We start from the raw sequence: 20,737 nt of genomic DNA on the forward strand, positions 1-20,737 counted from the left end.
TAAATATTGATTAAATATGTTTAGGCAAGGTGGCAGGCGACACGCGCCTGGCTGCCCTTGCCAAAAGCTTGACCGGAAGCATGCGTAATAGCGCTCAGCTTGGGTGTCTGCTCTGAGCATTGCGGTTGAGCGATTGGGCAGCGGGGGTGAAAAGCGCAGCCTGAAGGTGGCTGAGTGGGGTCGGGCTGGCCTGCCCCCAGGCCTATGTCGGGCACGCCTAGACCTGGCTCCGGGGTCAACGCGGAAGCGAGTAGCGCTTGGGTATATGGGTGGCGTGGTGAGGTGAAGATTTGCTCACGGGTACCCTCTTCGACAATCTGGCCTAGATACATGACCGCGAGCCGGTCCGCGAGATGTTCGACCACGGCGAGGTCGTGGCTAATAAACAGGTAGGTAAGGCCAAACTCATCTTTAAGGTCGAGCAGTAGATTGAGGATCTGCGCCTGGATCGATACATCCAGCGCGGAAGTGGGTTCGTCACAAATCACCAGATCAGGGCGCATAATTAGCGCTCTGGCAATCGCCACCCGCTGGCGCTGCCCCCCTGACATTTGCCCAGGGTATTGCTGGGCGGCGCGTTTGGGTAGGCCGACCAGGTCAAGCATCTGATCGACCTTCGCTGCCTGTTCACGGGGCGTGCCTAGCGCGTGAATACGTAGCGGTAAACCAACGATCTGAGCAATCCGCTGGCGTGGGTTAAGCGACGAATAAGGGTCTTGGAATATCGGCTGTATATGCCGGGCCAGTGCCTTTTGGTTAGCGTTAACAATCGCTTTGCCATTGATCAGCACATCGCCTGAACTAGGGGGTGTCAGCCCCAGCAGCATCTTGGCCAAGGTGCTCTTGCCACAGCCTGATTCGCCCACCAGCCCCATCACCTGGCCGCGCGGAACGCGTAGCGATACCTCATTGACTGCTTTTAGGGTTTGAGGCTTATGTAGCATGCCACCGCCCAGTTTGAACGTTTTAGACAGCGCGCAGAGTTCGAGGGCAAGAGGATCCATACTGTTTGCAGGAGAGGTGGTGTTTGTCATGACGTTACCTCCTGATCGTTTAGTGGCGCTGGGCTGGCTAGCTGATGGGCAAAGTGGCAGCGTGAAAAGTGCTCGCCTGCCACTGCCTGTAAGGGGGGCGTGGTTCGGCACCGCTCATCCGCTTGATCGCAGCGATTGCAAAAGGCGCAGCCCTCGATTTTGCCTACCAAGCTGGGCACTATGCCTGGGATCGCCTGCAAACGACTGCCTGGCAGTGTCTTGCCGGGCGTCGGTATGCAGCGCAACAAACCTTGGGTATAGGGATGGCTGGGGGCTTTAAAGAGGGCCTGTGCAGAGGCGGTTTCAATCACTTCGCCGGCATACATCACGGCGACCCGGTCGGCGATACGCGCAACGACACCCAAGTCGTGGGTGATGAAAATGATCGCCGTGCCAAACTCCTGCTGTAAGTCGCGTAGCAGATGCAGGATTTGCGCCTGAATCGTCACATCTAATGCAGTGGTGGGTTCATCGGCGATGATCAAATCGGGCTCACACATTAGTGCCATGGCGATCATCACCCGCTGGCGCAACCCGCCCGAAAGCTGGTGGGGATATTGGCGCATTCGCTCTTCTGCAGCGCTAATGCCGACTCGTTTAAGCAAATAGAGGGCGCGATCGTGGGCCGCTTGACGCGATACCCGCTGGTGGCGGCGCAGGGCTTCGCAGAGCTGATTGCCCAGGGTGTAGGCGGGGTTGAGGGCGGTCATGGGCTCTTGAAAAATCATCGCCATGCGTGCACCGCGAAGATTGCTGCGCCCGCGTTCAGGCACCGTAAGGAGATCAACGCCGTCAAAGTTGAGGCAGTCGGCGTTTACCTGCGCCTTGCGCGGCAGTAGGCCCATTAATGCCAGCGAGGTCATGGATTTACCACAGCCTGATTCACCTACAAGACAGAGCATTTCTCCACGCTCAACGTGAAAGTCGATACCCCGTACCGCGTGAAGGGTGCCCTTTGCCACGGGCAAGTCGACGCGCAGCTGTTTAACCGTCAGTAGAGGCGAGCTTGTTGCCGCGGAATGCTCAGCGGTTGATAGATTACTCATTGCGGCCTCCCGGTGCGCTGAGATCGCGCAGTCCATCACCCAGCAAGTTAATCGCCAGCACTAGCATAAACAGCGCACCGCCGGGGATCGTAATCACCCAGGGCTGAAAGAACATATAGGTTTTGCCTTCGGCGATCATCAGCCCCCAGGAGGGAGATGGTGGCTGTACGCCCATGCCCAGAAACGACAGCGTTGCTTCGAGCAAAATGGCGTTGGCGACTTCGAGAGTAGCCACCACGATCAGTGCGCCCGCAATATTGGGGAGCACCTCACGCAGTAGAATGTAAGGTAACGGGCAACCTAGCGCCTGAGCGGCTTGCACATACTCAGCATCGCGCAATTGCTGAGTAGCCGAGCGGGCAACGACGGCAAAACGATCCCACAGCAGCAGCCCTAGCAATAGTGTTACCGAGAGCATCGACCCACCCATCAGCGACGCCATGGCCAGTGCTACCAACACCACAGGCATGGCAAGACGGGTGGTGAGCAAGTAGCTCACCACAGCATCGACGCGACCGCCAAAGTAGCCTGCCAACACGCCTAGCGTAGTGCCAATTAGCCCTGAAATGAGCGCCACCACCAGCCCGATAAAGAGTGAAATCCGGGAGCCATAAATTAGGCGGCTCAGGTAGTCGCGGCCGAGGCGGTCGGTGCCTAATGGGTGTGTCCAGCTCCCGGTTTCATGCCAAATCGGCGGCACCATGCGATTGGCGGTGTCCTGTAAATAGGGGTCATGGGGAGCTAACCACGGCGCCAGAAGCGCAATACTCCCGAGTGAAGTAATGATCAATAACCCGATAGTTAAGTTGCGGTTATTGAGCGTGCTGCGAACCAGCCGCGAAGACCAAGTATCCGCTGGGCGTTGCGCGGCCGCCGCCGGTGGGGAAAGGGTTTGTGCCATGGTGTTCTCCGTTAGCGCGCGCGTAGGCGTGGGTCGAGTACTGCGTTGAGAATGTCGGCAAGTAGCGTCAGCACGATATAAAACAGCGCAATGATCAACACAATGGCTTGAACCACTGGGTAGTCATTGCGGGAAATAGCGTTCCAGGCCAGTTGCCCCAGCCCGCGTAGCGAAAAGACAGTCTCTATGACCACCGAGCCGCCGAGCATAAAACCCAGTTCCACGGCGGCCAGCGCCACCACAGGAATCACCGCATTGCGTAACGCATGTTTGAAGATTACCGACCCGGTGCGCAGCCCTTTGGCCCGTGCGGTGCGAATGTAGTCCGCTTCTAGTACTTCCAGCATGCCGCTACGGGTGAGCCGCATCATGGCGGGGGTGGCGTAATAGCCAAGCGCAATAGCGGGCAGTATGAAGCCTTGCCAGCTATCGCTGCCCGCGGCCGGAAACCATTGCAGGTTGACGGCAAATACGATGATTAACGTTAAGCCAAACCAGAAGTTCGGCATTGCCTGGCCGGTAACCGCAATCGCCATGGCCATACGGTCTATCCAACTGCCACGCTTGAGTGCAGCTACCACGCCGAGGGGAATAGACACGCCCAGGGCAATCGCCAAGGCGAAAATCCCCAGGGTCATTGTCACCGGTAGTCGTTCAACGACTAGATCCATGACCTCGCTCTGGTAGTAGTAAGAGCGTCCAAAGTCGAGCTGAACTGCCCCCCATAGCCATGTGGTAAATTGCTCAAGCACCGGTCGATCCAGGCCGTACTCCACGCGGATTTGCTCAACCTGTTCAGCGGTGGCCTCGGGGCCGCCTATGGAAAGCGCCAAGTCCCCTGAGAGCTGCAGCAGACTAAAGCAGAGCACCGAAATGGTGAACGCGACGCTAAGGGCTATCAGCGTGCGTTTGAAAACAAATGCCCACATAAAGCATTACTCCCTCGCTGCGGAAAGCGAGCCGTGGCGAGATTGCCACGGCTGCCGTCAAGTCGATCAGGCGCCGTTACTTCCAGCTCGCTTCGTAGAAGCGGGGGAGTTCATCAGGGTAGGCAGTGAAGTCGAGATCAGCGGTGTGGGCGTAGTAGGTGGAGTAGGAAAACAACGGTGCCCAGTACGCTTGCTCGGAAATGCGGGCGAACGCTTTTTGGTAGTGCTCTAAGCGCACATCAGGATCTACCGAAGTATCGGCGACTTGCAGCCACTCCTGCACCTGGGTGTCCTGCCAGAGATCGTCAATGCCGCCTGTGAAATAAACGCTGACGAAAGCCGAGACATCGTTAATAGAGAAGGAGCCCCAGGCTTTGAACGACATATCGGTTTGACCGTTGCGCTGAAGCTCCAGCAACGCGGGGGAGGTCATAAAGCGCAGGTTGGCATTGATGCCCACTGCACGCAGGTCGCCAATCATCGCTTCGGCGTAGTCACGTTCACGGTAGGCGTGAAGGTCAATGTCGAAGCCATCGGCGTAACCGGCCTCGGCGAGTAGTTCGCGGGCTTTGTCAGGGTCGTACTCATACTCGATGACGTTCTGCGTTTCACAGCCGAACTGGGTGGGAAAGCAGGGGGCATACAGAGGCTGGCTGCCGCCACGCACCAAATCGTTAGCCAGGCCTTCTCTGTTCATCGCATGATTGATGGCTTGGCGTACGCGAAGGTCATTTAGCGGTGAATCTTCCCGTGTTGCGGCATCCAGCCCGATATAACCCACCCGCATGGTTTCGCCGCCAAGCACGCTAAGCTGAGACATACCGCTTAACGACTCAGCTTGATCCGACGGCACGCGCCAGATCCAATCGACTTGACCGGACATTAATTGCGCCATACGTGAGTCCGCATCGGCAATGGCCTTGAACTCGATATTAGCGATCTCCGGCTGACCAATAGGACTGTCGGCAAAGTAGTCATCAAAGCGTGTCAGGCTAACCCCATCCCCGGGGCGGACGTTGGTAATCCGGTAAGGGCCGGTACCTACGGGCTCACGACTAAAACCCTCGATACCCACTTCCTGGAAATACTCATCGGGGTAAATTGGCATTGGGCCGGAAAGGTACTCAAGGGCTGCCGGGAAAGGCTCTTTGAGGTGAATGCGCACTTCGTACTCATCAAGCTTCTCAACGCTTTCAATCCAGTCAACATTTTGGCGTGTCACCACTCGCGATTCGGGGGATACCGCGTAGTTGAAGGTGAATGCCACATCGTCAGCGTTGAAGGCTTCGCCGTTGTGAAAGGTCACGCCTTCGCGCAGCACAAGATCCAGGGTTTTATCATCGGCCCATTCCCATTCGGTGGCCAAGCGCGGCTCGTACTCGTTGGTTTGCGGGTTGCGGTAAATCAGCGTGTCCCAGGCCAAATGGGCGAGAATAACCCCTTCACGCAGGTTGTTATGGTAGGGGCTAACGTTTTCAGGTTCGCTGTCAGAGGCATAGACCAGAGTATCGTTGGCCTTGCCAGCTAATGCGGGTGTCGCGATGCTGAGTAAAGCAAGTGACGTAACGCAATAAAGAGTTCTCGATGTTTGCATGCCATACCTCGTTTTTTAATAAGGGAAGGTTATGAGCGTTTGGCGTACCAGCGAGGCTTGTTGTTTTTTAGATGAGCCGTCACCTTGAATTAAAACTAAGCTATTAATTAGCCATGCTACCAGTGCAATGTTTAGAATTTATCATTGCCGTTTTGGCAATGTTTTGGTGAGGGGAGCCACTATGAATCCACGCGTATTACAAGAAACAGCGTTACGTTACTTTCTCGAGGTGGTTCGCTGTGGCTCTATTAGTGAAGCCTCTGGGAAGCTAAATGTGGCGCCCTCCGCCATCAGCCGTCAGATTGCCCGGCTGGAAAGCGAGCTGGATACGCTATTGTTTGAACGCCGAGCGCGGGGCATGGTGCCCAGCGCCGCTGGGGAACTGCTGGCAGTGCACGCCCGCCATATGCAGCTTGAGGCAGACCGAATTGGCAGTGAAATCCTGGCGCTGCGGGGGTTGCAGCGGGGCAAGGTGCGTCTCGCCAGTTCAGAAGGGTTTGCGGTCGATTTTTTACCCGCGGCAATTGCGGCTTTTCGCAAGCGTTACAGCGGTATTCATTTCCACCTAATGGTGGGGCCACCCGCCCAGGCGACCCGGCATGTGAGGGAAGGCGATGCGGATATCGGCATTACCTTTAGCCTCAAACCCGAAGCAGATATTACCGTTGCCCTTAGGCAGCCCGCGCCGATTATGGCGCTGGTTTCTCCACACCATGAGCTTGCCGTTAAAAAACATATTTCGCTGGCGCAGCTTCAGCACTATCCGCTGGCGTTACCCTCGCCAGACACGACCCTGCGCCAGCTGTTTGATATCTGCTGTAGCCGTCAAAACCTGGCGTTTGAATCAATTTTTAGCAGCGATTACACCGAGGCTTTAATCAATTTTGCCATGCTTGGCGGAGGGGTAGCGCTTGCTGGCGAAATATCCGTTCGTTATCGCATCCATCAACAGCGTGTGGTCGCCATTCCTATTCGTGACCAGGGCATGGACTCCCGCTTTATCGAAGTCCAGACCCTTGCCAAGCGAACATTGCCGACGGCGACGCAGGCATTTTTAGCGTTTCTAAAAGAGCATATCCCGCCTGGGCAACTGCCGCTCTTTCCTACTCCACCAACAATTAACTGCTGATCACCTGCCTTCTTAGTAAGCGCTGGCGTGAATAGCGTATTGCGCGGATGACATCTCACGGCCAAGCCGCGACAATGGCGCCCTGTTTAGATTGTTAGCTTTAACCGGGGAGCGTTATGACGCCACTCAACATCCTCTATCAGGATGAGTATCTCGTCGCGGTACATAAGCCGTCAGGGCTTTTGGTGCATCGCTCGGCGTTGGCGCGTGGTGAAACCGAATTTCTGCTTCAACGCTTACGCGACCAGCTTGGCAAGCGGGTTTACCCCGTTCACCGGCTGGATCGGCCGACCTCTGGGATAATGGTATTTGCTCTCTCGTCGGCAGTGGCTGGCCTGCTCAGCGATGCGTTTAGCGAGCGCCAGGTGGAAAAGCGCTACCTGGCAGTGGTGCGCGGTAAAGCACCGGAAAATGAACGTTTGGATTACCCGCTAAGGGAAGAAGACGGTACGCGCCCCAAGGCGGAAATGCCCGCTATGCCCGCGATGACCGATATTCGCCGCCTGGATAGCGTCGAGCTGCCCGTGCAGGTCGACCGCTACCCGGTGGCGCGCTACTCCCTGGTAGAGGCGCGGCCGATGACCGGTCGCCGCCATCAAATTCGCCGCCATCTTTCCCGGCGTGGCTACCCGATTATTGGCGATGCCAAGCACGGTAAAAGTGTCCACAACCGCTTTTTTGCCGAGCAGATGAAGGCTCCGCGCTTACTGCTCGCCGCGACCTATTTGGCCTTTGACCATCCGCTGTTAGACAAGCGTGTACAATTGAGCTGTGCCTTGGATGACACCATGATCGCGCTGTTTAACCAGCTTGGCTGGGCGGGGCATTTACCGATGGATAGCGTGCGCACGCCGCCCCACACCACGCCTTCCGCCCTTCAAGCGTTATGAGTGAGTTTGTGATGTCCTCAGCTACTCCATCGAGCATGCCGTCCGCCTCGCCTGTGCCTACGGCTAACGTGAAACCTCCTTCTGCAGATTATGATTTTCGCTTTGGCGGCATTCGCCGTCTTTATGGCCAGCGTGCAGCCGAGGCATTTCGTCATGCCCACGTGGTGGTGGTGGGTGTCGGCGGGGTAGGCAGTTGGACGGTAGAGGCGCTGGCACGCTCGGGCATTGGCAAGCTGACGTTGATCGACCTGGACGACGTCTGCGTTTCCAACGTCAACCGCCAGCTCCACGCGCTAGATGGTACTATCGGTCAGCCCAAGGTTGATGTGCTGGCCGAGCGCTGCCGCTTGATTGCCCCGGAAATTGAGATTGTGGCGGATACTGCCTTCGTGACACCCACCAACCTGGCCGAGCGGATTCCCGATGACGCCGATCACGTGGTAGATGCCATCGACAGCGTGATTGCCAAGGCCGCCCTGATCGCCTGGTGCAAGCGACGCAAAATTCCCATCACGGTGACCGGTGCGGCTGGTGGGCAAACCGATCCCACGCGTGTTCAGGTCGCGGATCTCACCCGTACCGAGCACGACCCTCTGCTATCCAAAGTGCGCTCGCGGCTGCGTCGGGATTACGGTTTTTCACGCAACCCCAAACGGCGCTTCTCGGTAGAGTGCGTCTACTCCGACGAGCAGTTGGTGTATCCCGGCGCCGACGGTGAAGTGTGCCTGCAAAAGCCTGGCAGTGGTGATGCCACGCGCTTGGACTGCGCTTCCGGTTTTGGTGCTGCGACTTTTTTAACCGGCACCTTTGGTTTTGTCGCCGCGTCAAAAGTGCTCGAACGCCTTGCCAAAAAAGCCAACCAGCCAAGTGCCACAAACGCCACTCAAGAGGAGAGCCAATGACCGCCCCCGTTCCCGGTATTTATCGCCACTATAAAGGCAGCCTCTACGAAGTGCTTGGCACCGCCCAGCACAGCGAAAACGAAGAGCCGCTGGTGGTGTATCGTGCCCTTTACGGTGACTACGGCCTCTGGGTGCGCCCGCTTGAGATGTTTACGGAAACAGTGACGAAAGAGGGCCACACCCAGCCGCGCTTTGCGCTGGAGAAGGCGTTTTAAGGCGGAATTTCGTTATCAAGGAGTGCTCATGCCCCCCTCATCACCCCAGCAGACGCTGAAAGAAGTATTCGGTTTTGACGACTTTCGCGGCGGCCAACAGGCGGTGGTGTCAAGAGTGCTGGAAGGGCACTCCACGGCGGCGATTTTTGCCACCGGCGCGGGGAAGTCGCTTTGCTATCAACTCCCGGCGCTGCATTTGCCGCACTTAACCCTGGTGGTATCGCCGCTGCTGGCGCTGATGCAGGATCAACTGGCGTTTCTGGCCCGCCACGGCGTGGCAGCGGCAAGCATTGATTCCACCCAAGATCGTGACGCTACCCGGGAGGTGATGGAGCGCGCTAAAAGCGGCAAGCTGAAAATCCTTATGATCTCGGTGGAGCGGCTCAAGAATGAGCGCTTTCGTCACTTTCTACGCCAGGTTCAAATATCGCTTTTAGTGGTCGATGAAGCCCACTGCCTCTCTGAGTGGGGGCATAACTTCCGCCCTGACTACCTCAAACTGCCGGACTACCAGCGCGATTTTGCTATACCTCAGGTGCTGCTGCTCACCGCCACGGCGACCCCAGCGGTGATAGCCGATATGGGTGAGAAGTTTGCCATTGCGCCGGAGAACGTGATTACTACCGGCTTTTACCGTTCCAATCTTGAACTGCTGGTATCTCCGGCCATGGAAGGTCGCCAGCAGCAGCTGATCAACTGGCTAAAACCGCAGATGCAGCCGGGTAGCGAAGCGCCGACGATTATTTACGTCACCCTGCAACAAACTGCCGAGCGAGTCGCTAAGGCGCTGGCGGCCCAGGGGATCGCTGCCCAGGCCTACCATGCAGGGCTAGATTCCCAGCGACGGGATGAGATTCAGCGGCAATTTATGAGCGGCGAGTCGCCCTGCATCGTGGCCACTATCGCCTTTGGCATGGGCATCGATAAGGGCGATATTCGCAACGTGGTGCATTATGACCTGCCTAAATCCATCGAGAACTATAGCCAGGAGATTGGCCGGGCGGGACGCGACGGCCTGCCTTCTACCTGCCTGACCCTGGCCGGGCGGGATGGCTTGCGGGTGCTGGAAAACTTCGTTTACGGCGATACCCCTGAATATGCTGGCATCTATCGCCTGCTGGAAGAGATCGCTGCGGCAGGCCAAGCGCCGGATCGCCAGTGGGAGGTGCTGCTCAATAAGCTTTCCCGGGATACCAATACCCGCCCGCTGCCGCTGAAAACGCTGCTGGTGAGGTTGGAAATGCACGGCATTATCGCCCCGCGATTCGCATTTCTAGCCGAGTACCGGCTGCGCTATCACATTGAGCCTAGTGAATTAGTTAGCCGCTTTGAAGGCGAGCGGGCAGCCTTTGTTCGGCTTTTAGTCGATAATATTCCTATCGCCCGCACCTGGGGAACGGTGGATTTTGACCGCCTACATCAGGCGGGGCAGGCGCAGCAGATTGACGCTTCCCGTGCTCGCGTCATTACCGCCCTTGAGTATTTTCAAGATAAGGGTTGGCTGACCCTGGAAGGCAAGCGGATGACCGACGTCTACGAGATCTGCCAGCCGAACTTTACCATTGAGGTGCTGGCGAGCCAGTTGTTTGAGGATTGCCTGAATCGAGAGCGAATCGAGATTGAGCGGCTGCAGGCTATGTTGTCACTGTTTGAGTCGGAGAGCTGTCTGACTCGTCGGTTGGCCATGCACTTTGGTGATAGTACCTTTGGTGATAGCACCTTTGCTACACCATCCAATACTGAGCAGGGACGTTGCGGGCATTGTTCGGTGTGCTATGGTCACCCGGTAAAACTACCGGATGCGCCCCCCGAGCCACCGCTAACGGCGGCCGATTTTCAGCGCTACGCCACACCGCTGATTGAGCGGCACAGCGAACAATTCGGTCAGCAGCCCAATGCCCAGCGGCTGGCGCACTTTCTGTGTGGCTTGACCATGCCGGTGTTTACCCCGCTCAAAGCCCGCAGCCTGAACGGCTTCGCGGTTTTTGAGCAGCGCGCCTATCCAGAAGTGCGTGAGTGGGCGGAGGCGATGCTGGGGCAATAAAGGTCGATTAAAGCCCGAACGGTAACCCCAGCCAGTACCAAATAAAGAACAGGCTGCTCCAGCCGGTTAACACGGCGAGGGAGTAGGGCATGGCGATGGTCAGTAGATGGCCAAGAGTAAACGACTTGTTGTAAAGGTGAATGACCGCCAGCACTAACGGTAGATAGGGGTTGATGGGTGAAATCACGTTCGTCGATGAGTCGGCTACCCTGTACGCCGCTTGGATGGCTTCTGGCTCAAGGCCCAACAGCATCAGCATGGGTAGAAAAATCGGCGCCATCAGCGCCCACTGCGCAGAGCCACTGTAAAGAAATAGGTTCACGACGGCGGCCAGTAAAATGAAGCACACTAAAGCCAGCGCCGTAGGCATATTAATTTGCAGCAGTAGGTCAGCGCCATTCACTGCGCTGACAATCGCCAAGTTTGACCAGTTAAAGATGGCAATAAACTGCGCCACCATAAAGACGATGACAATAAACCCACACATATCGCGCATCGCCGCTTCCATTAAGCGCGGCACATCGCTGGATTGTTTGATCTGACCTACCGAAACGCCGTACACAATGCCGCACAGGCTAAAGAACAGCACGATGATGGGCACCAAACCACTCATAAAGGGCGAAGGTAACAGACCCCCTTCAGCGCTGCGTAAACCGGAACCCGCTGGCAGAATCAGCAGCAGGATAACCGCGATATAGGCCAGTGCCGCTATGCCGGTGTAGCGTAGCGCACGCCGTTCTGTGTCGGTTAACTGTACGCCGTGGCTTTTGTTTTCATCATCACTCTGATCCTGAAAGCGCGCCAGCATGGGCTCGATATACTTGTCGTTCATGACGGTGATAATCAGGGTAATTAACGGCACCGAGGCACACATAAAGAACCAGTTGGACACCACGCTGACTTCGTAGCCGGGGCGAACGCTCTGAACGACTTCCGTCGAGATGCCGGATAGCAGCAGATCCGTGCCCGCAATAAAGAAATTGGCGCTAAAACCGGCAAAAACGGCGATAAAGGCCACCATAATGCCGGCAATCGGGTTCCGGCCAACAGTTTTAAACATGATGGCGGCCAAAGGGGGAATCAGGAAAACCGCCGCATCCGAAACCAGATTGCCGATGATCGAAGTGATGACCACCGCCGGGGTAATAAAGCGCGGCGCCACATTACTCAACATGCGTCGGATGGTGGCATCGGCGAGGCCAGTTTTCTGGATCAGCCCCAGCGCTAATACCATCACCAGTACCAGCCCTAGCGGGCGGAAACTAGTGAAGTTAGTGACTGCCCCGGTCACCATAAATCTTAGCCCATCCCAGCTAAGCAACGAACGAACCTGAACGAGCTCGTCGGTGGCAGGGTGGCGCACAGGCTCGACCCACACGCTCATCACAACCGACAGGCCTAGCGTGGCGACAAAAAGTATAAAAAACATAATAAAAGGGTGGGGCAGGACATCGGCTATTCGCGCAATCCGGTGCATTAATCCGGTGTTGCCACCGGACGTTGAGAGTTTGTTCGCTTCCATGTTGTTCTCCGCTTTATATCTGGAAGTGCTGTTTCTTGAAGTGTGCTTTCTTGAACTGCGCTTTCTTGAAATGCTTAGCGAGAGGGGAGTTCACGCTTTATTAGCTGAACAAAATAAGAAGCGCCCACCGGGATAATGTTGTCGTTAAAGTCATAGCTGGGGTTGTGAACACTTACGCCACCGGTTTCGCCTTCAACACCATTGCCCAGAAACACATAGCAACCCGGAACGGCTTGCAGCATGAAGGAGAAGTCTTCGCTGCCAGAAATCGGTAAGCAATCAGGGTTGACCTTTGCATCGCCAACGACTGCGCGGGCAACATCGGTGGCGAGTTGGGTGGCTTGCGGGTCGTTGACCGTGGCCGGGTAGCTACCGGGGTGAATGGTGAGCGTTGCGGTGGCGCCGTAGGCATGGGCAGTACTGGCAACCAGTTGTTCCAGTCGTTGAATTGCATGCTCACGTACAGCGTCGTTAAAGGAGCGAATGCAGCCCCGCATGCTGGCAGTATCGGGAATGACGTTGAACGTACCCGAGCCAGCATGCAGGTCGGTAAAGGACAGCACGGCGGAATCGAGCGGGGCAGTATTGCGGCTAACGATAGTCTGCGCGCCGCTGATAATCGCGCTCACGATCAGCATCGGGTCAACGGCGTGCTGCGGCATTGCCGCATGGCCGCCTTTGCCGTGAACGTCAATGGTGAAACGGTCTGAGCTGGCCAGCAGGGGGCCTTCGCGAAACCAGAATTCGCCTTGAGGAATTCCCGGCATATTGTGGATGCCGTAAACGCGATCACAGGGGAAGCGCTCAAACAAACCATCATCCATCATTGCCTTAGCGCCGGCTAAGCCCTCTTCAGCGGGCTGGAAAATAAAGTGTACGGTGCCGGAAAAGTCGCGATGTTTAGCCAGATACCATGCGGCGGCTAACAGCATGGTGGTGTGACCGTCGTGGCCGCAGCCGTGCATTTTTCCCTGGTTAAGAGACGCATGAGCGAACTGATTGTTTTCCGTCATGGCGAGGGCATCCATATCGGCGCGCAGCCCGATGGTACGAGCGGCGAGCGTTTTGCCGCGCAGTACGCCGACGACCCCGGTTTTAGCGATGCCGGTATGAACCTCGTCAAATCCCCACTCTGTGAGCTTGTCCGCCACTAACTTAGCGGTGCGCTGCTCCTCAAAGCCCAGCTCCGGGTGCTGATGAATATCCTGTCGCCAAGCAGTGAACTGTGCGTTGTTACCCGCAATTTCATCGATCATAGGTAGCCCTTTAGGTTTATTGAAACGATAGCACTTAAGCTATAGCTAAATATTATGCTTTGAGTTTTGGGACGAAGTCTTTTAGCTACCTTTAACTGTATACTGGCTTTTTTAGTCAGATATATTGATTTTTGCTTATTGAAGGATGACGAAATGTTATGGCTTATCGAGGATTTACGGACAGCCAGATAGAAGCCTTCATGTGGATTATGAAAACCAGTAGCGCTACGGAAGCCGCCAGTAAGATGCTGATTTCACAACCGGCGATTAGCCGTTTGATAAAACAGTTGGAGGCGCGGCTTGGGTTTGATCTATTCGAACGCCACAATAATCGCCTGCTCCCGACCCGGCGTGGCACGCTGTTTTATGACGAGGTGGAGCGGGTTTATATTGGTTTACACCATTTGCGACAGTTTGCCGAACGACTGAAAGAGAGAGTGGCAGGCCAGTTAAGAGTGGTCAGCATGCCTGCTTTTGCGGTGAGTCTGGTGCCAGATGCCGCTACGCTGCTTGCCGAGAAGTTCCCTGACCTTGAAATTAGTCTCTACTCCTACCGATCCAGCCAGATAGCGGAGGAAGTGGTGGCCCAGCGCTTCGATTTTGGCATTACCACCGATCCTCGAATCGATCCGCGCTACCAGAGCTTTCAGTACTCTCTACCTGGCATGTGCCTTATTCCGCCAGGGCATCCGCTGGAAGCTAAAGCGCTTATCGACATTGAAGATTTCGCCAATGAAACGCTGATTTGTGGTGAGCCCAATGAGCAAAGCCGTAGTCGGATTACTCAGCGACTGAGGAAACATGCCGTTTCGCCCAAAAAAATATGGACAGTCTCGCTGGGGGAGATGGCGATCCGGCTAGTAGTGAACGGTGCCGGTCTTGCGGTGTTAAACGCCGTATCGGCCTGTTATGCAAAGCGAGCGGGCGTGGTGGTTCGCCCTCTCGCGTTTGATATTCGTTATGACTTTCAAATTATTTTGCCGCTGGAAAAAGATCTTGAACCCGCCATCAACAACATCAATGCTGAGCTGATCGCTATAATCGAGCAAAAAATTTTCGAAAGCCTCAAAATAGTTGGCTAGCAACTGACCTTTACCCAGCTCAAGGCGCGCCTGTCAGGCAGGGCGCCAACGGGTGGCGCCCTGTACTTAGTGGTGTAGTGGCTCAAGGGAGTGCCGCTGAGCTTAACTTTAAGTGCAGCAACTCCGCGGCACTTTTACCCGCTACGGCACCCAGCACCACGGCGCTAAGCAGGCCGTTGCCAGAAAGATAGCCGCTGTCGTTGGAACCTGAAACACCGCGGGCGGCACCGCCTGCGGCGAACAGGTTGGGTAGCGCCTGCCCCTGAGTATTGAGTACCCGCGCGGTGGGGTTGACCTCTAAACCGCCCTGGGTGTGAAATAGCGCACCGGTGACACGAATGGCGTAGTAGGGTGGTTTGAGCAAATTAGCAGGTTCAAAATGGCGGCCAAACGTATCGGGCGTTTGCTCTTCGGCATGCTGCTGCATCGCCGCAAAGGTGGCCTGCAGCGCTGTTAGTGGCAGGCCCAATCCAGCTGCCATCTCTTCAAGGGTGGCAAAGCTGCGTACCGCGCCGCTCTCTTGGGCGTTACGGTAATCCTCAAAGGCCTGGGCAGATTCCTGTATGCGCGCATCGAATAGATTCCAGGCTACCTGCTCCGGCTGCGCCAGCACTTTGGCTGCCTGTTCGGAGTAGCCGCCGTGCTCGTTTGAGAATCGCTTGCCGTCTAGATTGACCTGAATGCCGCCCTGCATCATCAGCGCCCAGCTAATCAAAATCTGGTGGGGTGTTGCCAGCGAGCCGTGGCCCTGGCATGCACCCAGATCTTTTGTACTGGCGCCCATGGCCTGCCCCCACAGCAGTGCATCGCCCTGGTTTCCCTCATGGCCGTAGTAGAGCGCGTGTTTGAGCGTGGGCAGATAGCGCTCTACCAGTTCAACATTACCGCCGTAGCCGTTGCAGGCCAGAATCAGCGCGTCGCAGCCAATGCTTTCGCGACTGCCATCCGGGCGCTCAATGGTTACGCCCCGCACTCGCTGAGTGTCATCAACGTGCAAATCCACTACTCGCGCCTGGGCCAAAATATCAATGCCTGCCGCTTCGGCGGCATTGAGCAGCGCCCCCATTAGCTCTTCACCGGTTCGCCGTGGCGTAGCATGCATGCGCAGGTGGCGGTGGCCGGGGTAGAGAAAGCCCTCCACCAGCTCAAAGGGCACGCCGTGCTTATCCGCCAGCCACTCGATGGTGTGGCCTGATTGAGTAGCGAGTAGTTCGACAATGGCCGGGTCTGCCTCAAAGCCATTCTTCTTTTGAATATCCTCGGCCATGGCTTTTGCTGAGTCGCTGACGCCTAGCTCATGCTGAAAGCGCGTATTAGCGGCGGGAATAAAGCCTGACGACATCGCCGTGCTGCCGCGGGGCAGTGCATCGCGCTCCAGCACTGCCAACTCAACGCCCGCCTCCTGGGCCGCTAACGCTGCCACTAACCCGCAGGCCCCCGCGCCGATAATTAGCAGCGGTAAATGGGCATCAAAGCGATCATGAGTATAAGGGAGTATCGCCATTACGCCTGCTCCGTTGCATGGTGAAAGGCATCCAGAATCTCGCCTGCCGGTGCCTGCCACATTTCTGGATGCCCGCTGATATGGGCCAGCACTTCTTCCAGGCAGGCAATGCGGTGGGGCTGGCCCACCAACCAGGGGTGCAGGTTCAGCGCAAACAGCCGCCCGCCTTGTTCGCGTGACTCTTCCAGCAGGAAATCGAAGGCGTCTTTTACCTGTGCCACCCACGAATCTTCCGAGTGTAGATTCTGGCTCATCACGAACTGGTCTTCGATCTCAGTAGCCAAGGGCATCATGGTCAGGTTTCCCGCTTGGGTGTGGCCTGTTTGTGTGAAGCATCGATAGGGCATATCGTCGTTCACCCAGTCGGCGCAGTACTCGATGCCATTGTCGGCCAGCAGGTCGGGGGTGTTGAAGCTCTGGTGCTTGGCGGGGCTCAGCCAGCCGCGAACGGGTTGACCGGTCACCCGACGCAGAGTGTCAACAGAGCGTTTGACCAGCTCGGCCTCCTCTTCGATTGGCTGGCCGCCGTAGTGCAGGTGATCCATGTTCCAGCCGTGGGCGATAAATTCACCGCCGTGCTCTTTTAGGCGCTGCACCAGATAGGGGGTCTGCTCCGCCAGCTGCGCGTTGATCGCAAAGGTGGGTGTGATGTTGTGCGCTGCCAGCGCTTTGAGCACCCGATATATCCCCACGCGGTTGCCGTAATCCCGCAGTGAGAAGTGGCGCAAGTCCGGGTAGGGCATTGTCATGCCGTTAGGTACTTTAAACGGCTTGCCGCGCTGGTTTAACGGGTAAAGCTGCAGCGAAATATTGACCCACACCGCCAGGGTTTTGCCTTCAGGCCAGGTGACCGGGGCACGCTCGCTCAGCATCGACCATTCATAGCGCTTGTGATCGTAGCCGTGATTGCGGTGGGGGTAGTCGAGATAGTCGTTGTTAAGCGCCATAGCGTTACCCCTGTTTGCCTGCGGTGGCGGCCTGGGCCGCAATACTGTCGAGAGCGGCATCGTAATAGTTGGCCAAGTAGTAATCAGCAATCTCGCGCCCGGTAGCGACCCACACATCCGGGTGGCCGGTGATGTACTCCAGCGCCTCTTCGAACGCCTTAATACGATGCGGGCAGCTCACCTGATAGTTATGAGTGGGAATGCACATCACTGTGCCGGACTCCGCGCCCTCGGCATAGAGGCGGTCAAAGTGGCGCTTGAGCATGGTGGCGTACTGGCGCGGCTCTACTTTATTCACCGCGTAGACGATGGTGTCGTTCATCTCCAGCGAGTAAGGCATGGAGATAAAACGTTTGCCGGAGCGAACGCTGACCGGCGTCGGCTGGTCATCGTGGAAGAGATCACAGGTGTAAATCCCTCCTTTGTCACCGAATAACTCTTCGCCCACTTCGGCAAATAGATCCAGGGTGCGCTCTGAATGGGAAAGCGCGGGCGCCAGATAACCTGCACAAGCCTGGCCAGTATGGCGGTAAATGGTCTCCATGCTGTCACGGATCATTGCCCGCTCCTGGGCTTCGCTCAACCCATAGGTGTAGCGGGTGTTGTAAATGCCGTGGCTGAAAAACTCCCAGTCGCGCTCTTTGCACATCTGGATAATCTCGGGGTGGTGCTCGCACAGTGCGACCGAAAGTGACACCGAGCCACGAATGCCGTACTTATCCAGCAGGGTCATCTGGCGCTGGTGGCCAACCCGGTTGCCGTAATCGCGAATGCTGTAGCCGGGTACCGAAGGGTGCGGATGCGGCCAAGGGTTACGCTGGGGGTTCAGCGGTGGGTCGAGTTCGTAATACTCGATATTGGGTGCGACCCAGAAGGCCACCTTGGCGCCTCCTGGCCACTCGATTTTAGGGCGTTGGTCGTAGGCCCAGTAGTCGTAAACGCCTAGTGACTCTTTCATAACCGGCTCCTTTAAAACTTGGTAGTCCTTAGGTGTTGCCATTTAGCCATTCGAGTACATTGGCAACCGGCAGAACGTCGGCATACTTGAGATGCAGGTCGGTCAGGTTGGCGTAGTGATAGCTTTCGTGTTTATCCGCGACGCACTCCATGGGCACGATGGTGCGGTAGCCCCGGGACAGGCTCTCCACGGCGGTGGCGCGAATGCAGCCGGAAGTAGAGCCGCCTGTGATGATCACCGTATCGATCTGATGCCACACCAGCAGCGACTGCAGCGGCGTTTCAAAAAATGCCGAGGGCATACGCTTGGTGTAGATCACATCACGGCTGCGGTCTATCTCGCAGCGCTCGTCGAATTCAGCGCGTTCAGAGCCATACTTAATGTTTTGCAACGAATCAGGCGTATCGGTACGTGTACCCCAAACCCCGGCGTCTTCGGCGGAGTCTAGAAACGCCACGTGGGTCCAAACCACCGGCCAGCCTTTCTCCCGAAAACCGCGGGCCAGTTGGTTGGTGTACTCCAACTGCTTGGGGTCTGTTTCATAGGCGGTTTTGAAGAGATCGGTGCGGGTATAGGCCTTTTGTGGGTCGACATTCACCAGCACCGCTTTGTTGCCAAAGCCAAAGGGTACCCGCTGAGGGTTGGCCATGACGTCGTTAAAAATCTCTCTCGCCGTTTTGTCGGTGGTCTGCATCGTCGTCTCCTGAATAGTTATTTATTCGCACTTATAAATATTGGGCACGGTTTGATGAGAGGCACTAGCGATTGTCGTACTGCTCGCCGAGCTCCAGCATCGCCTGGGTGCCTAAATAGTCGTTAAGCTGTTTGAAATCGAGCATTTGGTCGCGGAAGGCATCGGTGGTGCCATCCTGCTTAAGCGTGGCAAAGAAACGGCTGGCCATGTAGGTAATCGCCCGCACCAGTGCGCCGGGGAAAATCACCAGCGAGAAGCCTAGGTCTTCAAGCGCCTGAGCGTTCTGCAGCGGCGTGTCACCCCCCTCGACCATATTGGCCATGATGGGCACCTTGCCTTTGAACTGGGTCATGATTTTGCTGATATCTTCGTCACTACGGATACCTTCGATAAACAGCATATCCACGCCAGCTTCATAATAGGCTTGGGCGCGCTCAATGGCGCTGTCGGTGCCTTCCACGCCCAGCGCATCGGTTCGGCCAATAATAAGTGTGTTGTCATTTTCACGGGCGTCCAGTGCGGCATGCAACTTACCGACCATTTCGCTTTTGGAGACCAGGGTTTTACCGCGCAAGTGACCGCAGCGCTTGGGGTAGGTTTGATCCTCAAGCTGAATGGCGTTAGCGCCAGCGCGCTCCAGCAGTCTCACGCTGCGCATCACGTTCATGGCGTTACCAAAGCCGGTATCGCAATCCACGACCACGGATAAATTGGTGCGCTCACGAATATGCGACATGGCGGTGCAAATTTCAGTAATGCTGAGCAGGCCAATATCCGGCCGCCCCAGTTGGGTGTAAGCCAGACTGGCGCCGGAAAGGTAGACCGTATCGAAGCCCGCTTGCTCAGCTAGGGATGCGCCTAACGCATCAAACACACCGGGGGCGACCACAATGGAGCTATCTTTCAGTTGCTGTCTAAGCTGGGCGGACTGTTGTGAAACGTGCTGTGAAGCCTGGTTTGAAGAGCGGTGTGGGCGTGTCATAGCGATCTCATCTGTTTTAAGTAAGCGTCAGCGGCGAATATGAGGCCACCCAGTTAGTGATACTTAAGAGCACTGGTTCTGTAATAATGGCTCTCAAAGGGCAGCAGCTGTGTTATTGATTAGCTGTCAACATGTATTATATATAATACATTTTTATGTCTATTATTATCCCTACGTCAAGCCTGACATGAATTTTTTGAACAACATTTTGAGGAGAGGCGTGGATGAGTGAAGCACAACCCTCCGCGGTGGGCGGCACCAAGTCACACCGCATCTACCTGCTGTTGAAAGACGCTATTTTGAGTGGGCGGCTGCCAGCGGGCAGTAAACTGCCAGGCGAAAATAAACTGGCAGAACAGCATGGCGTGTCACGCGTCACCGTTCGACGTGCGATGGAGGCGCTGCAAACGACAGGATTGGTAGAGCGTAAAGCAGGCGTGGGCACGGTGGTGTTGGAGCAGCCGTTGGACGCCACGGTGATGACCGCCAGCGTTTCAAACCTAATGCCTAATATGGTCAAGATGAGCCAGGCTTCCCAGGTACGGCTGCTGGAGTTTGCCTATGTGCTGCCACCGGAAATGATTCGTGAGCGGCTGGGTATGGGGCAAGGCGGTAAGGTGCAACGCTCGGTGCGTGTCCGCATGGTCGATGATAAGCCATTTTCCCATCTGGTGACCCATGTGCCGGAAGCGATTGCCCTACACTACAACGAGATGGATTTAGCCAATACGCCGCTGTTTGTACTGCTGGAGCGTAGCGGCGTGAAAGTTGATCACGCTTCCCAATCGATTTCCGCCACTCTGGCCAGTCACGAGGTCGCGGAAGCGCTGGATGTTGCCGTTGGCTCGCCGCTGATTTCACTTACCCGTGTGGTGTACGACGAGCAGGGCCGAGGCGTCGAGCACTTGGATGCGCTCTATCGTCCAGATCGTTATCGCTTCCAAATTGATCTGGAGCGCAACGGCGAAGATAACTCCCGCTACTGGGAGCCCAAGGTGGGCGGAATGCCGACCAGCGGGAAGGCTGAGTAGAGTGATTGGGCTGTTTTTTAATGTATTAAATTTAATACAGATTTAAAATTACAAAAAATACATTTGACCTGTGTTGT

General features: G+C 56.2%; 19 protein-coding genes. 7 read left to right on the forward strand and 12 right to left on the reverse strand.

Features of this window, described 5'->3' with window-relative positions:
• Nucleotides 1-20 precede the first annotated feature (20 nt).
• From LMS44_RS02670 to LMS44_RS02690, 5 genes are all read right to left on the reverse strand, one after another.
• On the reverse strand, nt 21-1,034 hold the full coding sequence (locus tag LMS44_RS02670; protein WP_022520144.1) for an ABC transporter ATP-binding protein: 1,014 nt from the start codon (nt 1,032-1,034) through the stop codon (nt 21-23).
• Nucleotides 1,031-2,080, reverse strand: coding sequence for an ABC transporter ATP-binding protein (locus LMS44_RS02675; protein WP_159176012.1), 1,050 nt, complete (start codon nt 2,078-2,080; stop codon nt 1,031-1,033). The genes LMS44_RS02670 and LMS44_RS02675 overlap by 4 nt, the downstream gene beginning before the upstream one ends.
• Nucleotides 2,073-2,981 (reverse strand): ABC transporter permease, encoded by a 909-nt coding sequence (locus LMS44_RS02680; protein ID WP_159176013.1) that lies wholly within the window; start codon nt 2,979-2,981, stop codon nt 2,073-2,075. Before LMS44_RS02680 ends, LMS44_RS02675 begins: the two co-directional genes overlap by 8 nt.
• An 11-nt stretch (nt 2,982-2,992) precedes the next feature.
• Nucleotides 2,993-3,910 (reverse strand): ABC transporter permease, encoded by a 918-nt coding sequence (locus tag LMS44_RS02685; RefSeq protein ID WP_022520141.1) that lies wholly within the window; start codon nt 3,908-3,910, stop codon nt 2,993-2,995.
• 76 nt (nt 3,911-3,986) lie between these two features.
• Complete coding sequence (locus LMS44_RS02690) at nt 3,987-5,504, reverse strand: ABC transporter substrate-binding protein (protein ID WP_022520140.1); 1,518 nt, start codon at nt 5,502-5,504, stop codon at nt 3,987-3,989.
• 181 nt (nt 5,505-5,685) lie between these two features.
• Here LMS44_RS02690 and LMS44_RS02695 point away from each other — a divergent pair, with 181 nt between their 5' ends.
• From LMS44_RS02695 to LMS44_RS02715, 5 genes are all read left to right on the forward strand, one after another.
• The gene (locus tag LMS44_RS02695; protein ID WP_022520139.1) at nt 5,686-6,633 is read left to right on the forward strand and encodes a LysR family transcriptional regulator; all 948 of its coding nucleotides are present in this window, start codon (nt 5,686-5,688) and stop codon (nt 6,631-6,633) included.
• Between the two features lie 116 nt (nt 6,634-6,749).
• Complete coding sequence (locus tag LMS44_RS02700) at nt 6,750-7,523, forward strand: pseudouridine synthase (RefSeq protein ID WP_278370525.1); 774 nt, start codon at nt 6,750-6,752, stop codon at nt 7,521-7,523.
• Between the two features lie 35 nt (nt 7,524-7,558).
• A complete protein-coding gene (tcdA, locus tag LMS44_RS02705; protein ID WP_053856901.1) occupies nt 7,559-8,425 on the forward strand; it encodes a tRNA cyclic N6-threonylcarbamoyladenosine(37) synthase TcdA in 867 nt (288 codons plus the stop codon).
• On the forward strand, nt 8,422-8,640 hold the full coding sequence (locus LMS44_RS02710; protein ID WP_022520136.1) for a DUF1653 domain-containing protein: 219 nt from the start codon (nt 8,422-8,424) through the stop codon (nt 8,638-8,640). The genes tcdA and LMS44_RS02710 overlap by 4 nt, the downstream gene beginning before the upstream one ends.
• A 28-nt stretch (nt 8,641-8,668) precedes the next feature.
• Nucleotides 8,669-10,684, forward strand: coding sequence for a RecQ family ATP-dependent DNA helicase (locus LMS44_RS02715; protein ID WP_278370526.1), 2,016 nt, complete (start codon nt 8,669-8,671; stop codon nt 10,682-10,684).
• A gap of 7 nt (nt 10,685-10,691) precedes the next feature.
• Here LMS44_RS02715 and LMS44_RS02720 read toward each other — a convergent pair whose 3' ends face one another.
• Together LMS44_RS02720 and LMS44_RS02725 are read right to left on the reverse strand one after the other, a co-directional pair.
• Nucleotides 10,692-12,206, reverse strand: a complete 1,515-nt coding sequence (locus tag LMS44_RS02720) for an AbgT family transporter (protein ID WP_278370527.1) — start codon at nt 12,204-12,206, stop codon at nt 10,692-10,694.
• A 74-nt stretch (nt 12,207-12,280) separates the two neighbouring features.
• Entirely contained in the window at nt 12,281-13,462 is a 1,182-nt protein-coding gene (locus tag LMS44_RS02725; protein ID WP_278370528.1) for a M20 aminoacylase family protein, read from the reverse strand.
• Nucleotides 13,463-13,620: 158 nt separating this feature from the next.
• On the opposite strand from LMS44_RS02725, the gene LMS44_RS02730 reads away from it, so the two are divergent.
• Nucleotides 13,621-14,544 (forward strand): LysR substrate-binding domain-containing protein, encoded by a 924-nt coding sequence (locus LMS44_RS02730; protein WP_278370529.1) that lies wholly within the window; start codon nt 13,621-13,623, stop codon nt 14,542-14,544.
• 82 nt (nt 14,545-14,626) lie between these two features.
• On the opposite strand, the gene LMS44_RS02735 is transcribed toward LMS44_RS02730, so the two are convergent.
• The 5 genes from LMS44_RS02735 to LMS44_RS02755 form a co-directional block, all read right to left on the reverse strand.
• Nucleotides 14,627-16,048 (reverse strand): FAD-dependent oxidoreductase, encoded by a 1,422-nt coding sequence (locus tag LMS44_RS02735; RefSeq protein ID WP_278370530.1) that lies wholly within the window; start codon nt 16,046-16,048, stop codon nt 14,627-14,629.
• On the reverse strand, nt 16,048-16,995 hold the full coding sequence (locus LMS44_RS02740) for a polysaccharide deacetylase family protein (protein ID WP_278370531.1): 948 nt from the start codon (nt 16,993-16,995) through the stop codon (nt 16,048-16,050). Before LMS44_RS02740 ends, LMS44_RS02735 begins: the two co-directional genes overlap by 1 nt.
• Nucleotides 16,996-16,999: 4 nt before the next feature.
• Entirely contained in the window at nt 17,000-17,953 is a 954-nt protein-coding gene (locus LMS44_RS02745; RefSeq protein ID WP_138800437.1) for a polysaccharide deacetylase family protein, read from the reverse strand.
• A 28-nt stretch (nt 17,954-17,981) separates the two neighbouring features.
• Nucleotides 17,982-18,647, reverse strand: a complete 666-nt coding sequence (locus tag LMS44_RS02750) for an isochorismatase family protein (RefSeq protein WP_022520127.1) — start codon at nt 18,645-18,647, stop codon at nt 17,982-17,984.
• Nucleotides 18,648-18,711: 64 nt separating this feature from the next.
• Entirely contained in the window at nt 18,712-19,629 is a 918-nt protein-coding gene (locus tag LMS44_RS02755; RefSeq protein ID WP_089690637.1) for an isocitrate lyase/PEP mutase family protein, read from the reverse strand.
• A 224-nt stretch (nt 19,630-19,853) separates the two neighbouring features.
• Between LMS44_RS02755 and LMS44_RS02760 the strand changes: the two genes are divergently transcribed.
• Complete coding sequence (locus LMS44_RS02760) at nt 19,854-20,660, forward strand: GntR family transcriptional regulator (RefSeq protein WP_278370532.1); 807 nt, start codon at nt 19,854-19,856, stop codon at nt 20,658-20,660.
• Nucleotides 20,661-20,737: the final 77 nt, after the last annotated feature.

This window comes from Halomonas profundus, from assembly GCF_020865425.1.
GTDB classification, from domain to species: domain Bacteria; phylum Pseudomonadota; class Gammaproteobacteria; order Pseudomonadales; family Halomonadaceae; genus Vreelandella; species Vreelandella titanicae.